The following is a 19,629-nucleotide window of genomic DNA, read 5'->3' on the forward strand; positions in this document are numbered from 1 at the left end:
CCCGTCAGACCCCGTCAGACCCGTCGTCGCCGGGGGCGAGCAGCAGCCGGCAGGCCATCCGCAGGTCGGCGTCGGCCTCCTCCGGGGAGATCCGCTCGTTGAGCCGGGACTGCAGAACGCCGTACCAGAGCAGGGTCAGCAGCCGCAGCCGGGCCACATGGTGCTCCGTGGGGTCCTCGACGGCCCAGGCCCGCAGCAGCAGGTCGAGGAAGCCCGTGTCGACCCGGGCCAGGTCGGGGACGGTCGAGGCGCGGGCCGCGTTCGCCGACTGGATCATCGCGGTGGCGAGCTCCGGGCGGCGCAGCAGACTGCGGGTGGCACCCGCCAGCGTCGCGAAGACGGCGTCCTCGGGCGAGTCGTGCCCGGCCCGGTCCGCGAGCCGCGCGCCGAGCCCCTCGATCTGGTCGGCCATCACGGCCGTGAACAGGTGCGTCTTCGACGGGAAGTACCGGTACAGGGTGCCGATCGCCACCCCCGCGGACTTGGCCACCTCGTGCATCTGCACCCGCTCGAGCCCCGTCTCGGCGGCGATGTCCGCCGCCGCCCGCAGGATGCTCTGCCGGCGCGCGTGCTGCCGGGGCGAACTGGGCTCGGCCCCCGCCCTGGCCTCGGCGATTCTGGGCACGCTCTCCCTCCAGGCGCTCGATCATCTCGTGGCAACGGTCTTCGACAATACGCGCGCCCCGGCCCCACGTCAGGTGCCGCCCGGCCCTCGTTCCGGTCAGTGGGACCACTCCCGCCCCCGCCGCCGACGGCGCGGTCTGCTGAGGCCGCACACCACCGCACCACCACGTACCACTGAGCACCACCACGTACCACTGAGCACCACCGACTGGCAGGAGGGCATCCATGCGGGACGGCCGACGGAACGGCGGCGCCACCCACGACGTGATCGTCGTCGGATCCGGCGCGGCAGCGATGACCGGGGCCCTGGTGGCCGCCGCGGACGGCCTGGACACGGTCGTACTGGAACGGGCGCCGCTGCTCGGCGGCACCTCCGCCTACTCCGGGGCCGCCTGCTGGCTGCCCGGCACCCAGGTGCAGGAACGGGCGGACCTCGGCGACTCCACCGACGCCGCCCGCACCTACCTGCGGGCCCTCGTCGGCGACGCCGGATCGGACCGCCGGGAGGCCTTCCTGCGGCACGCGCCCGAGCTGGTCGCCCGGCTCGAACTCGACCCGGCCGTGGAGTTCGAGTGGCGGGCCTTCCCCGACTACGTCGCCGCCCCGGGACGGATGGACGCCGGACGGTCCTTCGTGCCGCGCGACCTTCCCCAGGAGGAGCTGGGCGATCTGCTGCCCCTGGTCCGCCCGGCGGTCGACCGGGACCGGACCGGCCAGGGTCACCCCGACGGCCCGCTGACCGCCGGCCGCGCCCTGATCGGCCGCCTCCTGCTCGCCGCCACCCGCACCGGCAACGCCACCGTGCGCACCGGGCACCGCGTCACCGGCCTGGTCACCGAGCACGGCCGGGTGACCGGCGTCGAGGCCGAGACCCCGCAGGGCACGGTCACCGTACGGGCCCGGCACGGCGTGCTGCTGGCCGCGGGCGGCTTCGAGGGCGACGACGCGCTGCGCACCGAGCACGGCGTACCCGGCGCCGCCGCGTGGACCATGGCACCCCCGGGAGCGACCACGGGCGACCTGCTGCGCGCCGCGGTCCGGATCGGGGCCGCCACCGACCTCATGGACGAGGCATGGTGGTGCCCCGGCACCGAACGGCCCGACGGCAGCGCCGCGTTCACCCTCGGTCTGCGCGGCGGCATCGCCGTGGACGCGGACGGCCGGCGCTTCGCCAACGAGTCCCTGCCGTACGACCGCATGGGCCGCGCCCTCGCCACCGCGCAGGCACCCGCCCATCTGATCTTCGACTCGCGTGCGGGCGGCGGCCTGCCCGCCATCACCGTGCCGCCCGCCGACCCGGAGGAACACCTCGCGTCCGGCGTGTGGGTGAAGGCCGACACGCTGCCCGAACTCGCCGAACGCATCGGCGTCCCGGCCGACGCGCTGACCGCCACCGTCGCCCGCTTCAACGGCCACGCCGCCACCGGCACCGACCCGGACCACCACCGCGGCGAGGACCCCTACGACCGGTTCTTCGCCGACCCCCGCAACGCCCCCGGACCCAATCCCTGCCTGGTCCCGCTGGACCGCCCGCCCTACTACGCGGCCCGCCTCGTCCTCGCCGACCTCGGCACCAAGGGCGGCCTGCGCACCGACGTCCACGCCCGCGTCCTCGACGGCGACGGACACCCGATCCCCGGCCTGTACGCCGCCGGGAACACCAGCGCCTCCTTCACCGGCCGGGTCTACCCGGGCCCCGGCGTCCCCATCGGCACCGGGATGGTCTTCGCCTCGCTGGCGGTGCGGGACATGGCCTCCCCCGACGCGGTCCCGACCGTGCTCCCGGCCAGTGGGATCACCGACGGCGCCGTACACAGGACGCGTTCTACGGTCACGGCACCGCCGGCCAGGGACTGAGGAGAGGTACTCGATGATCGACAAGAACGTGTACGGGCCGTGGGCGGTCGTCGCGGGCGGCTCCGAGGGCGTGGGCGCCGCGTTCGCCGAGCGCCTCGCGGACGCCGGGCTCAACCTGGTGCTGATCGCCCGCAAGCAGGGGCCGCTCCACGAGACCGCCGACCGGGCGCGGGCCCGGGGCGTCGAGGTCCGCACCCTCGCCCTCGACCTGCTCGACCCCGGGGCCCTGGCCGCCGTCCGCACGGTCACCGACGGCCTGGAGGTCGGGCTGCTGATCTTCAACGCGGGTGCCAACACCTACGGCCACGACTTCGTCACCGGCGACCTCGACGGCGTCCAAGGCGTCCTCGACCTGAACATCACGGCGCAGCTCGCCCTCACCCACCACTTCGGGGCCCTGATGAAGGAACGGCGCCGGGGCGGCATCATGCTGGTCGGCTCCCTCTCCGGCTACCTGGGCCAGGCCCGGATCAGCGTCTACTCGGCGGCCAAGGCGTTCAGCCGCGTCTTCGCCGAGGGCCTGTGGCTGGAGCTGCGCGAGTACGACGTGCACGTCCTCGAACTGGTCCTGGGCGTGACCCGGACCCCCGCGATGGAACGCGCCGGCCTGCGCATGGACCTCCCCGGCCTCCGCGTCGCCGAACCGGACGACGTCGCCCGGGAGGGCCTCGACCACCTCGCCGACGGACCCGTGCGGGTCGCCGGGGGCAACGCCGAGACCGCCGAGCGGCGCAGCGGCTTCCCCCGCGCCGAACTGGTCCTCGGCGCGCACGAGGCCTCCCAGCGGCTGCTGCCCTCCGGTACCTGACCGGGGGAGCGGCACACCCTCCCGCGCACCGCCGCCCCGCACCCTCACCGACCGCGTACGCCGTCCCCTCCCGGAGAGCAGATGAGCGAGCCCGAGCCCCCACTCACGATCCCCGGCGCCCTGGACCTCGCCGCCGCCCGCGCCCCCGACCGGGAGGCGCTGGTGGACGACGACGTACGGCTGACCTGGAGGGAACTGCGCGACCAGGTGCGGGCCGCCGTCAAGTCGCTGATCGCGCTCGGCACGCGACCCGGTGACCGGATCGCCGTCTGGGCGCCCAACAGCCACCGCTGGGTGGTGGCAGCGCTCGCCGTCACCTCGGCCGGCGCCGTACTCGTCCCCGTCAACACCCGCTACAAGGGCGGCGAGGCCCGCTGGCTCCTCGAACGTGGCGCGGCCAGAGTGCTGTTCGTCGAGAACGGCTTCCTCGGCAAGGACTACCTGGCCATGCTGGACGACGGCGCGGAGGCACGCGACGAGACGCGTCCAGTCCCCTCCCTGCCGGGCCTGGCCGCCGTGGTGACGCTCGACGGCGACGAGGACGGCGAAGTCGGCGCACGTGACAAAGAGGACCGCCCCGGCACCCTGCCCTGGGGGGCCTTCCTCTCCTACGGCGCCCACCTGCCCGACGACGAGGTCACCGTCCGTACCGCCTCCGTACGCCCCGACGACCCCTCCGACCTGCTCTTCACCTCGGGCACCACCGGCCGCCCCAAGGGCGCGCTGACCACCCACCGCCAGAACCTCACCACCTACCGCGCCTGGAGCGCGCGCACCGGAGTCACCGGCGACGACCGCTACCTGATCCTCAACCCGCTCTTCCACTGCTTCGGCTACAAGGCGGGCGTACTGGCCTGTCTCCTGCGGGGCACCACGATGGTGCTGCAACCGGTCTTCGACGTGAACCGGGCCCTGCGCGCCGTCGAGACCGAACGGATCAGCGTCCTGCCCGGCCCGCCCACCATCTACACCGAACTGCTCGACGCCCCCGACCGGTCCCTGTTCGACCTGTCGTCGCTGCGCCTCGCGGTGACCGGCGCCGCCGTGGTCCCCGTCGCCCTGGTCCGGCGCATCCGCGCCGAACTGTTCCCCGAGGTGCTCACCGCCTACGGGCTCACCGAGTCCTGCGGCACGGTCAGCGTCTGCTCCGCCGACGACGACGCGGAGACCGTGGCGCTGACCGCCGGCCGCCCCATCGACGGCGTCGAGGTACGCATCGCCGACGGCGACCGGCGCCCGCTGCCCGCCGGGCGGGACGGCGAGATCCTGGTCCGCGGCTACAACGTGATGCTCGGCTACCTGGACGACCCGGCGGCCGGCGCGGCGGCCGTGGACGACGACGGCTGGCTGGCCACCGGAGACGTCGGCCACTTCGACGCACGCGGCAACCTGGTGCTCACCGGCCGCTCGAAGGACATGTTCGTGGTCGGCGGCTTCAACGTCTACCCGGCCGAGATCGAGCAGGTGCTCACCGGACACGACGCCGTCGCGGAGGCCGCCGTGATCGGCGTCCCCGACACCCGTCTCGGAGAGGTCGGCCGGGCCTACGTCACGGCCCGCCCCGGCGCCGGGAGCGACCCGGGCGCCCTGCTCGACTGGTGCCGCGAACGGCTCGCCAACTTCAAGGTCCCCCGCGAGGTCGTCGTCCTGGGGGCACTGCCGCGCAACGCCGCCGGCAAGGTCGACAAGGCCGCGCTGCGCACCGGCTGACACCCGCGGCGCCACCCGCACCGCACGGACACGGCCCCGCGAGGGCCGGGAGGACGGGACGATGGGCAATCAGGTTCTGGAGTCGGTACGCGCCCTGCTGCCCGGCATCGGCAAGCGCGCCGTCGCCGCCGACGAGGCACGCCGCATACCGGAGTCCACGATCCGCGAACTGACCGGGGCAGGCGTCTTCCGGATGCTCCAACCCGCCCGCTACGGCGGCCTGGAGAGCGACCCGGTCGACTTCTACCAGGTGGTGCGGGCGATCTCCGCCGTCTGCTGCTCCACCGGCTGGGTCGCCTCGGTGCTGGGCGTGCACCCCTGGCAGCTCGGGCTGTTCCCGCGCCGGGCGCAGGACGACGTCTGGGGCGAGGACCCCGACACCCGCATCTCCTCGTCGTACGCGCCGGTCGGCCGGCTCACCCCAGTCGACGGCGGCTACCGGCTCACCGGCCGCTGGAGCTTCTCCTCCGGCTGCGAACACGCCACCTGGGCCCTGCTCGGCGCCCTCGTCGTCGGCGCCGAGGGACGGCCGGTGGACTTCCTCACCGTCCTGGTGCCCCGCTCCGACTACACCATCGAGGACGCCTGGGACGTGGTCGGGCTGCGCGGCACCGCCAGCAACGACATCGTCGTCGAGACGGCGTTCGTGCCCGGCCACCGGGTGCTGCGCAACTACGAGCAGGCCCGGCTGAAGGTGCCCGGGCAGCAGGTCAACAAGGGGCCGCTGTACCGGCTGCCGTTCGGCGCCATCTTCACCAGCGCCATCACGGCACCGGTGATCGGTGCGGTGTCGGGCGGCTACGAGTCCTACGTGTCGCTGATGAAGGAACGGGTGCGGCTCAGCCTGGGCGGTGGCCGGTTCACCGAGGACCCCTTCGCCCAGGTCGCCATCGCACGCGCCGCCTCCGACATCGACGCGACCGTCCTGCAGATGGACCGCAACCTGCGCGAACTGTCCGAACTCGCCGCCGCGGGCCGGGAGATACCCATGGAGCTGCGGCTGCGCACCCGACGCGACCAGGTGCGGGGCACCGAACGGGCCGTCGCCGCGATCGACCTGCTCTTCAAGACCGCCGGCGGCAACGCGCTGCGCCGCGGCAACCCCGTCGAGCGCGCCTGGCGCGACGCCCACGCGGGCAGCGTGCACGTCGCCAACGACGTGGAACGCGCGCTCGCCATGTACGGCCGCGGGGCGTTCGGCCTCACGGTGGAGGACAACCTGGTCTGAGGAGGAGCACATCATGCGGCTCGAAGGACGCGTCGCGATCGTCACCGGCGCCGGGGACGGCATCGGCGCCGCGGTGGCCCGGCGGTTCGCCGCCGAGGGGGCCAGGGTGCTGGTCGCGGAGATGAACGAGGAGACCGGCCGGGCGGTAGCCGACGCGATCGGCGGCCGCTTCCTGCGCACCGACGTCGGCGACCGGGCACAGGTGCTGGCCATGGTCGACACCGCGGTACGGGAGTTCGGCGGCGTCGACATCCTGGTCAACAACGCCTGGGCGGTCGGCGACCTCGGCCGGGTGGAGAACAAGACCGACGAGATGCTGGCCCGGGGGATGGGCATCGGCTTCTACGGCCCGTTCTGGGCGATGCGGGCGGCGTTCGCGCACATGCGGGAGCGGGGCTGGGGCCGGGTCGTCAACATGTGCAGCCTCAACGGCGTGAACGCCCACATGGGCACCCTGGAGTACAACGCCGCCAAGGAGGCCCTGCGCACCCTCACCCGGACCGCCGCCCGGGAATGGGCCCCCACCGGGGTCGTCGTCAACGCGATCTGCCCCGGCGCGAAGAGCGCCGCCTTCCGACGGCGGATGAGCGCCAACCCCGAGCTGGAGAAGCAGGTCGGCGCCATGAACCCGATGGGGCGGATGGGCGACCCGGACGAGGACATCGCCCCGGCCGCGCTGTTCCTCGCGAGCGAGGACGCCCGGTACGTCACCGGCAACACCCTCTTCGTCGACGGCGGTTCGCACATCAACGGCGTGGCCTGGACCCCCGACCTGCCGTGACGGACCCGAGCCCGGGAGAGGCGGCACGCTCTCTCCCGGGCTCCGGCATGTCCCTCACACCCCCTGGCCCGCCGCCCTCGCGGCGAGGTACCGGGCCGGGAACTCCCCGCCGCCGTGCACCGCGAGGTCCGCCCCGTTGACGTACGCCGCCAGGTCGCTCGCCAGGAACAGGCAGGCCCGTGCGACGTCCGCGGGCGCGGCCATCCGCTTCATCGGGATCACGCCGGCCACCGAGGCGCCGCCGTCCGCGCCGTAGACGGACGCCGCGCTATCGGTGCGGATCAGGCCGGTGGTGATGTGGTTGACCCGCACCTCGGGCGCCCACTCCAGGGCCAGCGCCTTCGTGAGGGCCAGCAGCCCCGCCTTGGCGGCCGTGTACGCGGCGGTGCCCGGCTGCGGATCGTGCGCGGAGACGCTGCCGATGTTGACGACCGAGCCGCCGCCCGGCCGGGCCCGCATGGCACGGTGGGCCGCCTGCGCCACGTAGAACGGCGCGAGCAGGTTGAGCGCGACGATCTTCTCCACGAAGCGCGGCGAGACGGTCGCCGCGTCCGCGTCCGGGGAGCCGCCCGCGTTGTTGACGAGCACGTCGAGACGGCCGAAGCGCTCCACCGCGCTGTCGACGAGCTGCGAGGCCGCCGCCGGATCGCGCACGTCGGCGGCGACGAAGACCGCCTCCCGGCCCCCTGCCGCCGGCAGGGCGCCCGGCGCGTTGCGGCCGCAGACCACGACATCGGCCCCGGCCCCGAGGAACGCCTCCGCGATGGCGGCGCCGATGCCCTTGGTGCCGCCGGTGACGAGCACCACGCGCCCCGTGAAGTCCAACGGGCTGTTGATGTCGGTGTCGGTGTTCATGTCCACTGGCCTCTCCGGTCAGCTGGGGCTGTTGTTGTTCGAGGTGAGTCCGAGCCCGGCGGCGAGCCGTGCCCGGTGCGAGGCGGGCGGGCCGAAGAGCTCGCCCGCTCCGTGTGCCCGCTTGAAGTAGCGGTGCGCGTCGTGCTCCCAGGTGACACCGATCCCGCCGTGCAGCTGGATCGTCTCCCCGGCCACCGCCGAGAACGCCTCGGAGCACACCGACTTGGCGACGGCGGCGGCCCGCGGCAGCGCGCCGGGGCCCTCGTCGGCGGCGAAGGCCGCGCCGAGGGCGGCCGAACGCGCCGACTCCACCAGTACGTAGGCGTCCGCCAGCCGGTGCTTGACCGCCTGGAACGAACCGATCGCCCGGCCGAACTGGACGCGGTCGCGCGCGTAGGCGACGGTGAGTCCGAGACAGCGCTCGGCGGCGCCCACCTGTTCGGCGGCGAGCGCGGTGCAGGCCAGGTCCCGCACGTGCGCCAGGACCCGGCCCCCGTCGCCCGCGACACCCACCGGGCGCCCCTCGGCGCCGTCCAGGAACCACCGGGCCTGGCTGCGGGTGCCGTCCATCGTGACGACGGGTTCGCGGCGCGCTCCCGGCGCGTCCGCCGCCACCTCGAACAGGGAGACACCGGCCGCCGTACGGGCCGCGACGAGCAGCACGTCGACGTCCGGCCAGTCCAGTACGTGCTCCTTGACGCCGCTGAGGAACCAGGCGCCGCCGCCGGGACCCGGTACGGCTCGGGTGCGTATTGCCCCCGCCTCCCAGGAACCCTGTTCGGCCCAGGCCAGCGCACCCACCGAACGCCCTTCGGCCAGCGGCGGCAGCAGGCGTCCGCAGGCCTCCTTGTCGCCGGAGGCGAGCAGCGCCCCCGCCGTGAGCACCGCCGAGCCGAGCACCGGCAGCGGACTCAGGCACCGGCCCAGCTCCTCCATCACCACGTGCACGTCCCGGGCGCCGCCGCCCGCGCCCCCGTACTCCTCCGGTACGGCGAGTGCGGCGACGCCGACCTGCTCGGCCAACGGCCGCCACGCCGCCTCCCCTTCGTGCCGGGCCAGCAACGACCGTACGGCCGACCGCAGTTCTTCCTGCTCCTCCGTCAGCCTCATCGGGCTGCTCCCCTCAGGTGTGTGACGCGCGGTGGTGCCGCGCGGTCAGGCGGCCAGGACGCGGGCCCGGCAGGCGGCCGGGGTGCCCCAGGCGTTGCGCAGCGGACGGGCCTTGCGGATCCACAGGGACAGGTCCAACTCGTCGGTGTAGCCGACCGCCCCGTGCAGTTGCAGCGCGGTGCGCGCGGCCCGGTGGGCGGCCTCGCCCGCCGCGACCTTGGCGGCGGCGACGTCCCGGCCGGCCTCCGGGGCGCCGGCGGCGAGCGCGAGCGCGGCGCCGTGCACCAGTGGCTCGGCGAACTCCAGGGCGACCAGCGTGTCCGCCAGCCGGTGCTTGAGGGCCTGGAAGGAGCCGACGGGCACACCGAACTGGGTCCGCTGTCCGACGTACTCGACGGTCCGGGCGAGCAGCGCGCGGCCGAGCCCCAGGGACTGGGCCGCGGTGACCAGCGCGGCGACGTCGGCCGCGTGTGCGGCGGCCGAGGCAACCGCGGGGCCCCGGGCCAGTACCGTCCCGCCGGAAGACGGCCGCGACAGGCGCCGCGCCGGATCCGCCGACGGCTGTACGGGGCCCGGCGCGGCGCCCGCGCGCAGCACGTCGCCGTCCACGACCAGCACCGTGTCGGCCGCGTCGGCGTCGAGAGCGTACGGGCCGAGGGCGGTCAGGCAGAGGGTGGCGACGGTCTCGCCCGAGGCGATGCCGAGCAGGTGGGCGGCGGCCGTGTCCGGGTCGCCGAGCCGGTCGAGGAGGACCGCCGCGGCGACCGTCTCGACCAGCGGGCCGGGTACCGCGTGCCGCCCCAGCTCGGTGAAGGCGACGGCGAGGTCGAGCGGCAGCGGGCCGAACCCGTCGTGGCGTTCCGGCACCGCGAGGGCGAACACCCCGGCCTCGGCCAGCCGCGCCCACACCGCCCGCCCCGGTGCATGGTCACCGGCGGCCCAGGACCGTACCGCGGCCGGGGTGTCCGAGGAGGCGAGGAGACCGTCGAGGGAGCGGGCGAACTCCCGCTGCTCGGCGTCGAGGAGGAACCGCATCACCGGCGTCCCTTCGGCAGGCCGAGCAGCCGCTCGGCGATGATGTCGCGCTGGATCTCGTTGGTGCCCGCGTAGATGGGTCCGGCCAGGGAGAAGGTGTACCCCTCGGCCCAGGCGCCGCGGTCCGGCGACTCGGCGGCGTGGTCGGCGAGTTCGCCGTACGGTCCGAGCAGGTCGAGGGCCGTCTCGTGCAGGGCGATGTCCAGCTCGGACCAGAACACCTTGTTGAGGCTGGAGGCGGCACCGGCCGGGCCGCCCTCGTCGTGCAGGACGCGGGAGGCGCCCGCGTAGGAGAACAGCCGGTAGGCGCGGGCGCCGATCACCGCGTCGGCGACCCGGTCGCGCAGCGCCGTGTCGGCGGGGTCGCCGTGCTCGCGCCACAGCGCGGTCAGCCGGTCGGCGGCGGCGGTGAAGCGGCCCGGGCTGCGCAGGGTGAGGCCGCGCTCGTCGCCGGTGGTGCTCATCGCCACCCGCCAGCCCCGGCCGGGCTCCCCGATCACGTCCTCGTCCGGCACGAACACGTCGTCCAGGAAGAGTTCCGCGAAGGCCGGCCTGCCGTCGAGCCGTCCGATGGGCCGCACCGTCACACCCTCGGCGTCCAGCGGGAACATCAGGTACGTCAGCCCGCGGTGCGGGCGGCCGGCGTCCGGGTCGCTGCGGAACAGGCCGAAGGCCCGGTCGGCGAACGCGGCCCGCGACGACCACGTCTTCTGGCCGCTGAGCAGCCAGCCGCCCTCGGTGCGCCGGGCGGTCGACCTGAGCGAGGCCAGGTCGGAGCCGGACTCGGGCTCGGACCAGGCCTGCGCCCAGATCACCTCGCCGCTCGCCATCGCGGGCAGGATCCGCGCCCGCTGCTCGGGCGTGCCGTGCTCGAAGAGGGTGGGGGCGAGCAGGTTGATGCCGTTCTGGCTGACGCGTCCGGGGGCACCGGCCGCGAAGTACTCCTCCTCGAAGACCAGCCAGCGCAGGATCGAGGCGTTCCGCCCGCCGAACTCCTCGGGCCAGGACACCACCGACCAGCGGTCGGCGGCCAGTTCGGCCTCCCACTCCCGGTGGGCGGCGAACCCCTCGGCGCTCTCCAGGGACGGCAGGGGAGCGGCCGGCACATGGGCCGCCAGCCAGTCGCGGGCCTCGGCGCGGAACGTCTCGTCCGCCTCGTCGAAGTCGAGGTCCATCAGCCGCCCGCCTTCTTCATCGCCCCGATGTCCATCCCGCCGAGCGCGTCCGGCGCGGTCTCGGCGTTGTGCGCGTGCGCGAGGTGGTGCAGGCCGAACACCGAGTCCATACCGGCGTGCAGGCCCTGGAGGTCCTCGGCCTGGTTCACGGCCCGCTTGGTCAGCGCGAGGCCGAGGCGGGGCATCTCGGCGATGCGCAGCGCCAACGCCTGTGTCTCGTCGACCAGTTCCTCGCGGGGCACGACACGGTTGACCATGCCGACCTCGTACGCGCGCCTGGCGCTCATGCGGTCCCCGGTGAACAGGAACTCCTTGGCGACGCGCGGCGGCATCACCCACGGGTGGGCGAAGTACTCGACGCCGGGTATGCCCATCCGCACCACCGGGTCGGCGAAGAACGCGTCCTCGGAGGCCACGATCAGGTCGCACACCCAGGCGAGCATCAGCCCGCCCGCCACACAGGCGCCCTGCACGGAGGCGACGACCGGCTTGGGCAGCTCGCGCCAGCGGCGGCACATGCCCAGGTACACCTCGGACTCGCGGGCGAAGCGGCTCTCCGCACCCTGCTTGTCCGAGTGGTCCCACCACAGTCCCGCGCGGCGCTCGAACGGCAGATGGGCATCCCGCTCGGGGGTGCCGATGTCGTGGCCGGCGGAGAAGTGCTTGCCCGCTCCGGCGAGGACGACGGTCTTCACCTCGTCGTCCTCGGCGGCCCGGTAGAAGGCCCGGTCCAGGGCGTAGGTCATCGCGGAGTTCTGCGCGTTGCGGTATTCGGGGCGGTTCATGGTGACCGTAGCGACCGGACCCTGCTTCTCGTAGCGCACGGGTTCGCCGGTCTCGTCTTGGGCAGCGGACATCGTCGGCCCTCCTTCCCTAACAAGTGTTTGGTAGATTAACGTAACGGCATGAGCAGCGTCGAGGAGTTCCGCGCCGAGATCCGCGGCTGGCTGGCCACCCACCTCACCGGTGCCTTCGCCGCCCTGCGGGGCCGCGGCGGACCCGGCCGTGAGCACGAGGTCTTCGCCGAACGGCTCGAGTGGGAACGGCACATGGCCGCCGCCGGCTGGACCTGCGTCGGCTGGCCCGAGGAGTACGGCGGCCGGGGCGCGACCATCGAGCAGCAGGTCGCCTTCCACGAGGAGTACGCCCTGGCCGACGCGCCCGCCCGGGTCAACCACATCGCCGAGCAGCTGCTCGGCCCCACCCTGATCGCCTTCGGCACCCCCGGGCAGCGGGCCAGGTTCCTGCCGCCGATCGTCGCCGCCGAGGAGTTGTGGTGCCAGGGCTACAGCGAACCCGACGCCGGGTCCGACCTGGCAGGCGTGCGCACCCGCGCCGAACGCGACGGCGACCACTGGGTGGTCACCGGGCAGAAGATCTGGACGTCACTCGCCCACGAGTCCCAGTGGTGCTTCGTCGTCGCCCGCACCGAACCCGAGTCCCAGCGCCACCACGGCCTGTCCTACCTCCTGGTCCCGCTGGACCAGCCCGGCGTCGAGGTCCGCCCCATCACCCAGCTGACCGGCACCTCCGAGTTCAACGAGGTCTTCTTCGACGGCGCCCGCACCCGCGCCGACCACCTCGTCGGCGCCCCCGGCGACGGCTGGCGCGTGGCCATGGCCACCCTCGGCTTCGAACGCGGCGTCTCCACCCTGGGCCAGCAGGTCGGCTTCCGGCGCGAACTGGAGACCCTCGTCGAGACGGCGAAGCGCAACGGCGCCGCGGACGACCCGCTGATCCGCGACCGGCTCGCCCGCGCCTGGACGGGACTCGAGACCATCCGCTGCAACGCCCTGCGCATGCTCGACGGCGTCGCGTCCGGCGCCCCCGGCCCGGAGGCGTCCATCGGCAAGATCTTCTGGGCCACCTGGCACCGCGAACTGGGCGAACTCGCCATGGACGTGTGCGGCGCGGGCGGCATGCTCGCCGCCGGTGAGCCCTACGACCTCGACGACTGGCAGCGGCTGTTCCTCTTCTCCCGCTCCGACACCATCTACGCCGGGTCCAACGAGATCCAGCGCAACATCATCGCCGAGCGCGTCCTCGGCCTGCCCAAGGAGGCCCGCCCGTGACCCCGAAGCCCCCACCGTATGTGCCGGGGCACTCGCTCCTGGCCGGGCGCACCGCCGTCATCACCGCCGCCGCCGGTGCCGGGATCGGCGGCGCCACCGCCCGCCGGTTCCTGGAGGAGGGCGCCCGCGTCGTCCTCGGCGACGCCCACGAACGGCGCCTCGGCGAGAGCGCCGCCGCCCTCGCCGAGGAGTTCGGCGCCGACAACGTGGCCTCACTGCCCTGCGACGTCACCGACCAGCGGCAAGTCGACGCCCTGTTCGCGCTCGCCGCCGAACGGCACGGCGGCCTCGACGTCGTGGTCAACAACGCCGGACTAGGTGGCACCGCGGACCTCGTCGACATGACCGACGACCAGTGGGCCAGAGTCCTCGACGTCACCCTGAACGGCACCTTCCGCTGCACGCGGGCCGCCCTGCGCCGGTTCAAGGAGCAGGACGGCGAGGGCGGTGTCGTCGTGAACAACGCCTCCGTCGTCGGCTGGCGGGCCCAGCGCGGCCAGGCCCACTACGCCGCCGCCAAGGCCGGGGTGATGGCCCTCACCCGGTGCGCCGCACTGGAGGCCGCCGACTTCGGGGTACGGGTCAACGCCGTCGCCCCGAGCCTCGCCATGCACCCGCACCTGGTGAAGGTCACCACCCCCGAACTCCTCGCCACGCTCACCGAACGCGAGGCCTTCGGCCGGCACGCCGAGCCGTGGGAGATCGCCAACGTCATCGTCTTCCTGGCCAGCGGCTACGCGTCGTACATGACCGGTGAGACGGTTTCCGTCAGCAGTCAGAGAGCATGAGCGGATGAAGCGCAACTCCTCAGCCTCGTCGTCGTCCACCTCGTCGTCGTCCACGTCCTCGTCGTCCACGTCCTCGTCGTCCACCCCCTCGCCCTCCGCCGCCGAGCGCCGCGCCGAGATCCTGGCCACCGCCGCCCAGGTCTTCGCCGACCAGGGCTACAACGCCACCACCGTCCGCCGCATCGCCGACGCCGCCGGGATGCTCGCGGGCAGCCTCTACTACCACTTCGACTCCAAGGAGTCGATGCTGGACGAGATCCTCACCGCCTTCCTGGACGAGCTGTGGGCCGGCTACGACACGGTGCTCGCCGCCGGACTCGGACCGCGGGAGACCATCGAGGCCCTCGTCACCGAGTCCTTCCGGCAGATCGACCGGCACGGTCCCGCGGTCGCCATCTACCAGAAGGAGTCCCGGCACCTCTCCGCCCAGCCGCGCTTCGGCTACCTCGCCGACTCCCAGGTGAAGTTCGAGAACGCCTGGCTGCGCACCCTGGAACGCGGCGTCACCGACCAGGTCTTCCGCGGCGACCTCGACGTGCGGCTCGTCTACCGGTTCGTGCGCGACACCGTCTGGGTGGCCGCCTCCTGGTACCGCCCCGGCGGCACCCACAGCCCGGAGGAGATCGCCCGGCAGTACCTGTCCATGGTCCTGGAGGGCATCACCCCGCGCGGCTGACACCCCCGGCCCACCCCCCGATCCACCACCAAGGAGCACTGTCATGGCCGAGGCCTACATCGTCGAAGCGGTCCGCACCCCGGTCGGCCGGCGCCGGGGCGGGCTGTCCGCCGTCCACCCCGCCGACCTCGGGGCACATGTCCTCAAGGCGCTGATCGAGCGCACGGGCATCGACCCGGCCGCCGTCGACGACGTCGTCCTCGGCTGCCTGGACACCGTGGGACCGCAGGCCGGGAACATCGCCCGCACCGCCTGGCTCGCCGCCGGCCTGCCCGAGGAGGTGCCCGGCACCACCGTCGACCGGCAGTGCGGCTCCTCCCAGCAGGCCGTCCACTTCGCCGCCCAGGGCGTGCTCTCCGGCACTCAGGACCTGGTCGTCGCGGGCGGCACCCAGAACATGTCGATGATCCCCATCGCCTTCGCCAGCCGCCAGGCCGCCGAACCCCTCGGCCTCACCGACGGCCCCTACGCGGGCTCCGAGGGCTGGCGCGCCCGCTACGGCGACGCGCCCGTCAACCAGTTCCACGGCGCCGAACTCATCGCCGAGAAGTGGGACATCTCCCGCGAGGACATGGAACGGTTCGCGCTGCGCTCGCACCAGCGGGCCGCCCGCGCCGTCGACGAGGGCCGCTTCGACCGCGAGACCGTCCCCTACGGCGACGTGACCCGCGACGAGGGCCCGCGCCGCGACACCTCGCTGGAGAAGATGGCGGCCCTCAAACCGGTCGTCGAGGGCGGCCGGCTGACCGCCGGGGTGTCCTCCCAGGTCTCCGACGGCGCCTCCGCGCTGCTCCTCGCCTCCGAACGGGCCGTCGCCGAACACGGACTGACCCCGCGCGCCCGCGTCCACCACCTGTCGGTGCGGGGCGAGGACCCCATCCGCATGCTGTCGGCGCCGATCCCGGCGACGGCGTACGCCCTGAAGAAGGCCGGGATGTCCATCGACGACATCGACCTGGTCGAGATCAACGAGGCCTTCGCGCCCGTCGTCCTGGCCTGGCTCAACGAGACCGGCGCCGACCCCGACCGCGTCAACGTCAACGGCGGCGCCATCGCGCTGGGCCACCCGCTCGGCGCCACCGGCACCAAGCTGATGACGACCCTGCTGCACGAACTGGAGCGCACCGGCGGCCGTTACGGCCTGCAGACCATGTGCGAGGGCGGCGGACTCGCCAACGTCACCATCATCGAACGCCTTTGAGGCACCTGCGGGAGGGGGCGGTCCGGATCTCCGGGCCGCCCCCCTTCACACCTGCCTCCGAGCGGTCTACCGGGGCAGCGTCTTCAGCGTGGCCTGCGCCTCGTTCATGATCCGTCCGACCAGTTCCGCGCAGGACGGCAGGTCGTCGATCAGGCCCGCCACCTGTCCCGAGGCCATCACCCCGATGTCGGTGCGCCCCTCGACCATCGAGGCCTTGAGCAGCATCGGGGTGTTGGCGGCCAGCAGCACCTGGCCCCAGGTCAGTTCCTTGCCGTGCTTCATCGCCAGTCCGTCCCGCACCAGCCTCGGCCAGCTCGTACCCGTCTCCTTCCGGAAGGCCGCGGCGTGCCGCAGCGCCCGCAGGCTCGACGTCACGCGGCCGGTCCGCTCCAGCGAGTCGACCATCGCGGTGCGCAGCATGCGGTGCGGCATGCCGTCGACCTTCGTCGTGACCGTGACGTCCTTGACCGCGGCGGCCAGGTACTTCGCCTTGACCTCCGCCGGGACGGTGCTGTCGGAGGTGAGCAGGAACCGGGTGCCCATGCCGACGCCGGCCGCGCCGTAGGCGAGGGCGGCCACCAGACCGCGCCCGTCGTGGAAGCCGCCCGCCGCGATCACCGGGATGCCGACGGCGTCCACGACCTGGGGGAGCAGCACCGACGTGGCCACGTTCCCGGTGTGCCCGCCGCCCTCGCCGCCCTGCACCATCACCGCGTCCGCTCCCCACGCGGCGACCTTCTCCGCGTGCCGCCGGGCGCCGACCGAGGGGATGACCACGACACCGGCGCCCTTGAGCCGCGCGATCAGTTCCTTGGACGGGGCGAGCGCGAAGGACGCCACCCGCACGCCCTCGTCGACGATGATCCGCACCCGGTCCGCGGCGTCCCCGGCGTCCGCCCGCAGATTGACGCCGAACGGCGCGTCCGTACGGGACTTGACCTCCCGCACCGCCGCCCGCAACTGCTCCACGGACATCGTCGCGGAGGCGAGGATGCCGAGCGCCCCCGCGTCGGCGGAGGCGGACACCAGCCGGGGACCGGCCACCCAGCCCATCCCGGTCTGCACGATCGGGTACCGCACCCCGGTCAGTTCGGTCAGCGGCGTCGCGAACGTCCCGTCGCCCGCCGCGCTCACGCCGGGACCTCCCGCTCCCGCAGCCCCTTCGGGTCGACGACCTCGCGGATCAGCCGCAGCTCCGCCTCCGTCGGCTCCCGGGTGAGGGGCACCTCGTCGGGGACCGTGAGGGCGAAGCCGGTGGCCCCGGTGACCTGCTCGACGGTGACCCCGGGGTGCAGGGAGCGCAGCCGCATCGTGCGGTCGGGGGTCTCGAAGTCGAAGACGCCGAGGTTGGTGACGACCTCGGGGATGCGGTGGTAGCGGGTCGCGGCGGGACCGGCGGCCGCGGCCCGGTCGTACCCGACGCCGCTGACCATGTCGACGCGCTCGACGAACACCCGCGCCGAGTGCCTCGGCACCCAGTAACTCGTCGGGTTGTTGAGCGTGTTGACCGGCGCCCCGCGCACACCGAGCAACTGCCGGGCGGGGCGGGCCCAGTCGCCGATGCAGGAGATGTTCTGGTTGCCGTACCGGTCGAGCTGGCTCGCGCCCATCATCACGTGCCGGCGGCCGGTGGCCGTCAGCGCCAGGTGCTGGCGGAACGGCAGCCAGCCCTCCACGGCCCCCGGACGCTGCCCGACCGCGGGCACGTCCGCCATGAGCAGCGCCTCCCCGTCGGTCAGCAGCAGGTCCGGCGAGAAGGTGAGCTTCGCCAGCCGCGCCCCGATGGCCGGAACGGTGCCCATCGGGCTGGCGAGGACCTCCCCGTCGCCGCGCCAGGCCTCGGCGCAGGCCACCACGCAGTACTCGGCGCGGGTCGCGGCCGGCAGACCGGTCGCGGTGACGCTCATGCTTCCTCCTGCTGCTGATCCTGCTGGTCCTGCTGGTCCTGATGGAACGCCGTGACGGCGGCCTGGTAGGCGGCTTCGTCCCCGGACAGGAACCGCGCCCCGAACACCTTCCACGCCTCGGGATCGCGGGCGGCCCGGACATAGGCGCGCTGGAAGTCCTCGTCCCGGTCGTGGTCGGGGACGCAGGAGGTGAAGTGCGCGCCGTTCGGCGTCTGAACGACACCGTCCACGAACAGACGCTTCACCAGCAGGGTCTGCGGGCCGTGCTCCTTGAGCAGGTCCGCGGTGTCCACGATCCGCTCGCAGGAGACGTACGCGTGGTCGGCGGCCTCGCAGAACAGGTCGTCGAAGTACGGGTCCGGGCCCAGGTACTGGCCGTTGCCGTGCGTGTCGGCCCGGTTGAGGTGGACCAGCGCCGCGTCCAGGCGCAGGGCCGGTGCCGCGACCAGTTCCTCCCCGTCGTCGTAGGGCGAACGGACCGTGCGCAGTGCGGGGTTGACCTTCATCACGTCCGATCCGAGCCCGGCCCGTACCGGGATGAACGGCAGCCGCTGCGCCCCGGCGGTCAGGCCCCACATGAGCATCGCCTCGTCCAGCTCCACCATCTCGAAGGCCCCGCGCTGCCGGGCGGCGGTGAAGTGCGGCTCCAGGGGTATGGAGTCCAGGGTGCCGAAGGCCGCGACCAGCTTGCGGATCTTCCCCGCGGCCGCCAGCAGACCGACGTCGGGGCCACCGTACGACACCACCGTCAGATCGGTGACGTCCGAGCGCAGCAGCGCCCGCACCAGGGCCATCGGCTTGCGGCGCGAGCCCCAGCCGCCGATGCCGATCGTCATGCCGCTGCGCAGCCGGCCGACGACGTCGTCCGCCGTCATCGTCTTGTCCTGGGTCACGCTCGCTGCTCCTTGCCGATGCCGGACGTGCCGGAGGTGTGGGTGCCGAAGGTGTCGCGGACGCGGTCGGCGACCCCGCTGAGGCTGGCCTCGAAGGTGAAGCCCTGCTCGAAGCGGTAGCTGCGGCGTACGTCGACGGGGTCGATGCCGTTGATGGCGGCCTTGGCCAGCCGGATCAGCTGCCCGTCCTTGGCGGCGATCTCACCGGCCAACTCCAGGGCGGCCGAACGCAGTTCCTCGCGCGGGACGACGCGCCACACGGAGCCGTGCCGGTGCAGTTCCTCGGCCGTCGCGGTGCGGGAGGTGTAGTACAGGGCTCGCATCAGGTGCTGCGGGACCAGCCGGGCGAGGTGCGTGGCCGCGCCGAGCGCGCCGCGGTCCAGCTCCGGGAGCCCGAAGGTCGCGTCGTCGGACGCCACGATCGCGTCCGCGTTGCCGACCAGGCCGATACCGCCGCCCAGGCAGAAGCCGTGCACGGCGGCCACCACGGGCACCTCGCACTCGTAGACCGCGGCGAACGCCTCGAAGCAGCCCCGGTTGGCGCCGATCAGCGCGCCGTGCCCCTCCGTGCGCTGCATCTCCTTGATGTCCACGCCCGCATTGAACCCCCGGCCCTCGGCCGTGAGTACCAGGCAGCGCACCTCGGGATCGGATCCCGCGGCGCGCACCGCGGCGGCCAGCTCGTACCAGCCGCGCACGGGCAGGGCGTTGACCGGGGGGAAGTCCACGGTGACGACGGCGACGCCCTTTTGCGGGGCGGAGGTGGAGACACCCATGAGCAGATCAGCTACCTTTCCACCAAACGTTTGTTAGGCAGAAGGTAGCAGTGATGCGAACGCCGGGGGAGTGCCCCGTGCCACTGAGCGGTACGGCCCCGCCCCACCCCCGGCCCCGACCGAAAGGACACCC

19 protein-coding genes are annotated in these 19,629 nt (G+C 73.7%); 9 read left to right on the top strand and 10 right to left on the bottom strand.

All coding sequences use genetic code 11. The features are described from left to right. Positions 1-4: 4 nt before the first annotated feature. Positions 5-625, bottom strand: coding sequence for a TetR family transcriptional regulator (locus ACFV9J_RS32790; protein WP_385360349.1), 621 nt, complete (start codon positions 623-625; stop codon positions 5-7). A 224-nt stretch (positions 626-849) separates the two neighbouring features. Here ACFV9J_RS32790 and ACFV9J_RS32795 point away from each other — a divergent pair, with 224 nt between their 5' ends. From ACFV9J_RS32795 to ACFV9J_RS32815, 5 genes are all read left to right on the top strand, one after another. Beyond that, on the top strand, positions 850-2,481 hold the full coding sequence (locus ACFV9J_RS32795; protein ID WP_385360352.1) for an FAD-dependent oxidoreductase: 1,632 nt from the start codon (positions 850-852) through the stop codon (positions 2,479-2,481). Positions 2,482-2,494: 13 nt separating this feature from the next. Then, positions 2,495-3,289: an SDR family NAD(P)-dependent oxidoreductase gene (locus ACFV9J_RS32800; protein WP_385360355.1), complete on the top strand. Its 795-nt coding sequence runs from the start codon at positions 2,495-2,497 to the stop codon at positions 3,287-3,289. Positions 3,290-3,370: 81 nt separating this feature from the next. After that, positions 3,371-4,999, top strand: coding sequence for a FadD3 family acyl-CoA ligase (locus tag ACFV9J_RS32805; protein WP_385360357.1), 1,629 nt, complete (start codon positions 3,371-3,373; stop codon positions 4,997-4,999). 61 nt (positions 5,000-5,060) lie between these two features. Then, the gene (gene hsaA / locus ACFV9J_RS32810) at positions 5,061-6,227 is read left to right on the top strand and encodes a 3-hydroxy-9,10-secoandrosta-1,3,5(10)-triene-9,17-dione monooxygenase oxygenase subunit (RefSeq protein ID WP_385360359.1); all 1,167 of its coding nucleotides are present in this window, start codon (positions 5,061-5,063) and stop codon (positions 6,225-6,227) included. A 13-nt stretch (positions 6,228-6,240) separates the two neighbouring features. After that, positions 6,241-7,008 carry an SDR family NAD(P)-dependent oxidoreductase gene (locus tag ACFV9J_RS32815; RefSeq protein WP_385360361.1) on the top strand — a complete coding sequence of 256 codons (768 nt, stop codon included), beginning with the start codon at positions 6,241-6,243 and terminating at the stop codon, positions 7,006-7,008. 54 nt (positions 7,009-7,062) lie between these two features. On the opposite strand, the gene ACFV9J_RS32820 is transcribed toward ACFV9J_RS32815, so the two are convergent. The 5 genes from ACFV9J_RS32820 to ACFV9J_RS32840 are packed head-to-tail and all read right to left on the bottom strand — an operon-like array spanning position 7,063 to position 12,040. Further along, positions 7,063-7,863, bottom strand: coding sequence for an SDR family oxidoreductase (locus ACFV9J_RS32820; RefSeq protein WP_385360364.1), 801 nt, complete (start codon positions 7,861-7,863; stop codon positions 7,063-7,065). 18 nt (positions 7,864-7,881) lie between these two features. Next, positions 7,882-8,973, bottom strand: a complete 1,092-nt coding sequence (locus ACFV9J_RS32825; RefSeq protein WP_385360366.1) for an acyl-CoA dehydrogenase family protein — start codon at positions 8,971-8,973, stop codon at positions 7,882-7,884. A 45-nt stretch (positions 8,974-9,018) separates the two neighbouring features. Further along, a complete protein-coding gene (locus ACFV9J_RS32830; RefSeq protein ID WP_385360368.1) occupies positions 9,019-10,008 on the bottom strand; it encodes an acyl-CoA dehydrogenase family protein in 990 nt (329 codons plus the stop codon). Continuing rightward, the gene (locus ACFV9J_RS32835) at positions 10,008-11,183 is read right to left on the bottom strand and encodes an acyl-CoA dehydrogenase family protein (protein WP_385360370.1); all 1,176 of its coding nucleotides are present in this window, start codon (positions 11,181-11,183) and stop codon (positions 10,008-10,010) included. Before ACFV9J_RS32835 ends, ACFV9J_RS32830 begins: the two co-directional genes overlap by 1 nt. After that, complete coding sequence (locus ACFV9J_RS32840; RefSeq protein ID WP_385360372.1) at positions 11,183-12,040, bottom strand: enoyl-CoA hydratase; 858 nt, start codon at positions 12,038-12,040, stop codon at positions 11,183-11,185. Before ACFV9J_RS32840 ends, ACFV9J_RS32835 begins: the two co-directional genes overlap by 1 nt. A gap of 48 nt (positions 12,041-12,088) precedes the next feature. Here ACFV9J_RS32840 and ACFV9J_RS32845 point away from each other — a divergent pair, with 48 nt between their 5' ends. The 4 genes from ACFV9J_RS32845 to ACFV9J_RS32860 are packed head-to-tail and all read left to right on the top strand — an operon-like array spanning position 12,089 to position 15,920. Next, entirely contained in the window at positions 12,089-13,255 is a 1,167-nt protein-coding gene (locus ACFV9J_RS32845) for an acyl-CoA dehydrogenase family protein (protein WP_385360375.1), read from the top strand. Continuing rightward, positions 13,252-14,043 carry an SDR family oxidoreductase gene (locus ACFV9J_RS32850; protein ID WP_385360377.1) on the top strand — a complete coding sequence of 264 codons (792 nt, stop codon included), beginning with the start codon at positions 13,252-13,254 and terminating at the stop codon, positions 14,041-14,043. The genes ACFV9J_RS32845 and ACFV9J_RS32850 overlap by 4 nt, the downstream gene beginning before the upstream one ends. Positions 14,044-14,047: 4 nt before the next feature. Next, positions 14,048-14,719 (top strand): TetR/AcrR family transcriptional regulator, encoded by a 672-nt coding sequence (locus tag ACFV9J_RS32855; RefSeq protein ID WP_385360380.1) that lies wholly within the window; start codon positions 14,048-14,050, stop codon positions 14,717-14,719. 43 nt (positions 14,720-14,762) lie between these two features. Then, on the top strand, positions 14,763-15,920 hold the full coding sequence (locus tag ACFV9J_RS32860; protein WP_385360383.1) for an acetyl-CoA C-acetyltransferase: 1,158 nt from the start codon (positions 14,763-14,765) through the stop codon (positions 15,918-15,920). 66 nt (positions 15,921-15,986) lie between these two features. Here ACFV9J_RS32860 and ACFV9J_RS32865 read toward each other — a convergent pair whose 3' ends face one another. From ACFV9J_RS32865 to ACFV9J_RS32880, 4 genes are all read right to left on the bottom strand, one after another. Next, on the bottom strand, positions 15,987-16,973 hold the full coding sequence (locus tag ACFV9J_RS32865) for an NAD(P)H-dependent flavin oxidoreductase (RefSeq protein WP_385360492.1): 987 nt from the start codon (positions 16,971-16,973) through the stop codon (positions 15,987-15,989). Between the two features lie 77 nt (positions 16,974-17,050). After that, entirely contained in the window at positions 17,051-17,827 is a 777-nt protein-coding gene (locus tag ACFV9J_RS32870) for a CoA-transferase subunit beta (protein ID WP_385360386.1), read from the bottom strand. Beyond that, a complete protein-coding gene (locus tag ACFV9J_RS32875; protein WP_385360494.1) occupies positions 17,824-18,702 on the bottom strand; it encodes a CoA transferase subunit A in 879 nt (292 codons plus the stop codon). Before ACFV9J_RS32875 ends, ACFV9J_RS32870 begins: the two co-directional genes overlap by 4 nt. Positions 18,703-18,716: 14 nt before the next feature. Continuing rightward, positions 18,717-19,496 carry an enoyl-CoA hydratase family protein gene (locus ACFV9J_RS32880; RefSeq protein ID WP_385360389.1) on the bottom strand — a complete coding sequence of 260 codons (780 nt, stop codon included), beginning with the start codon at positions 19,494-19,496 and terminating at the stop codon, positions 18,717-18,719. Positions 19,497-19,629 lie beyond the last annotated feature (133 nt).

The organism is Streptomyces sp. NPDC059906 (assembly GCF_042730645.1).
Taxonomy (GTDB): Bacteria; Actinomycetota; Actinomycetes; order Streptomycetales; family Streptomycetaceae; genus Streptomyces; species Streptomyces rubrogriseus.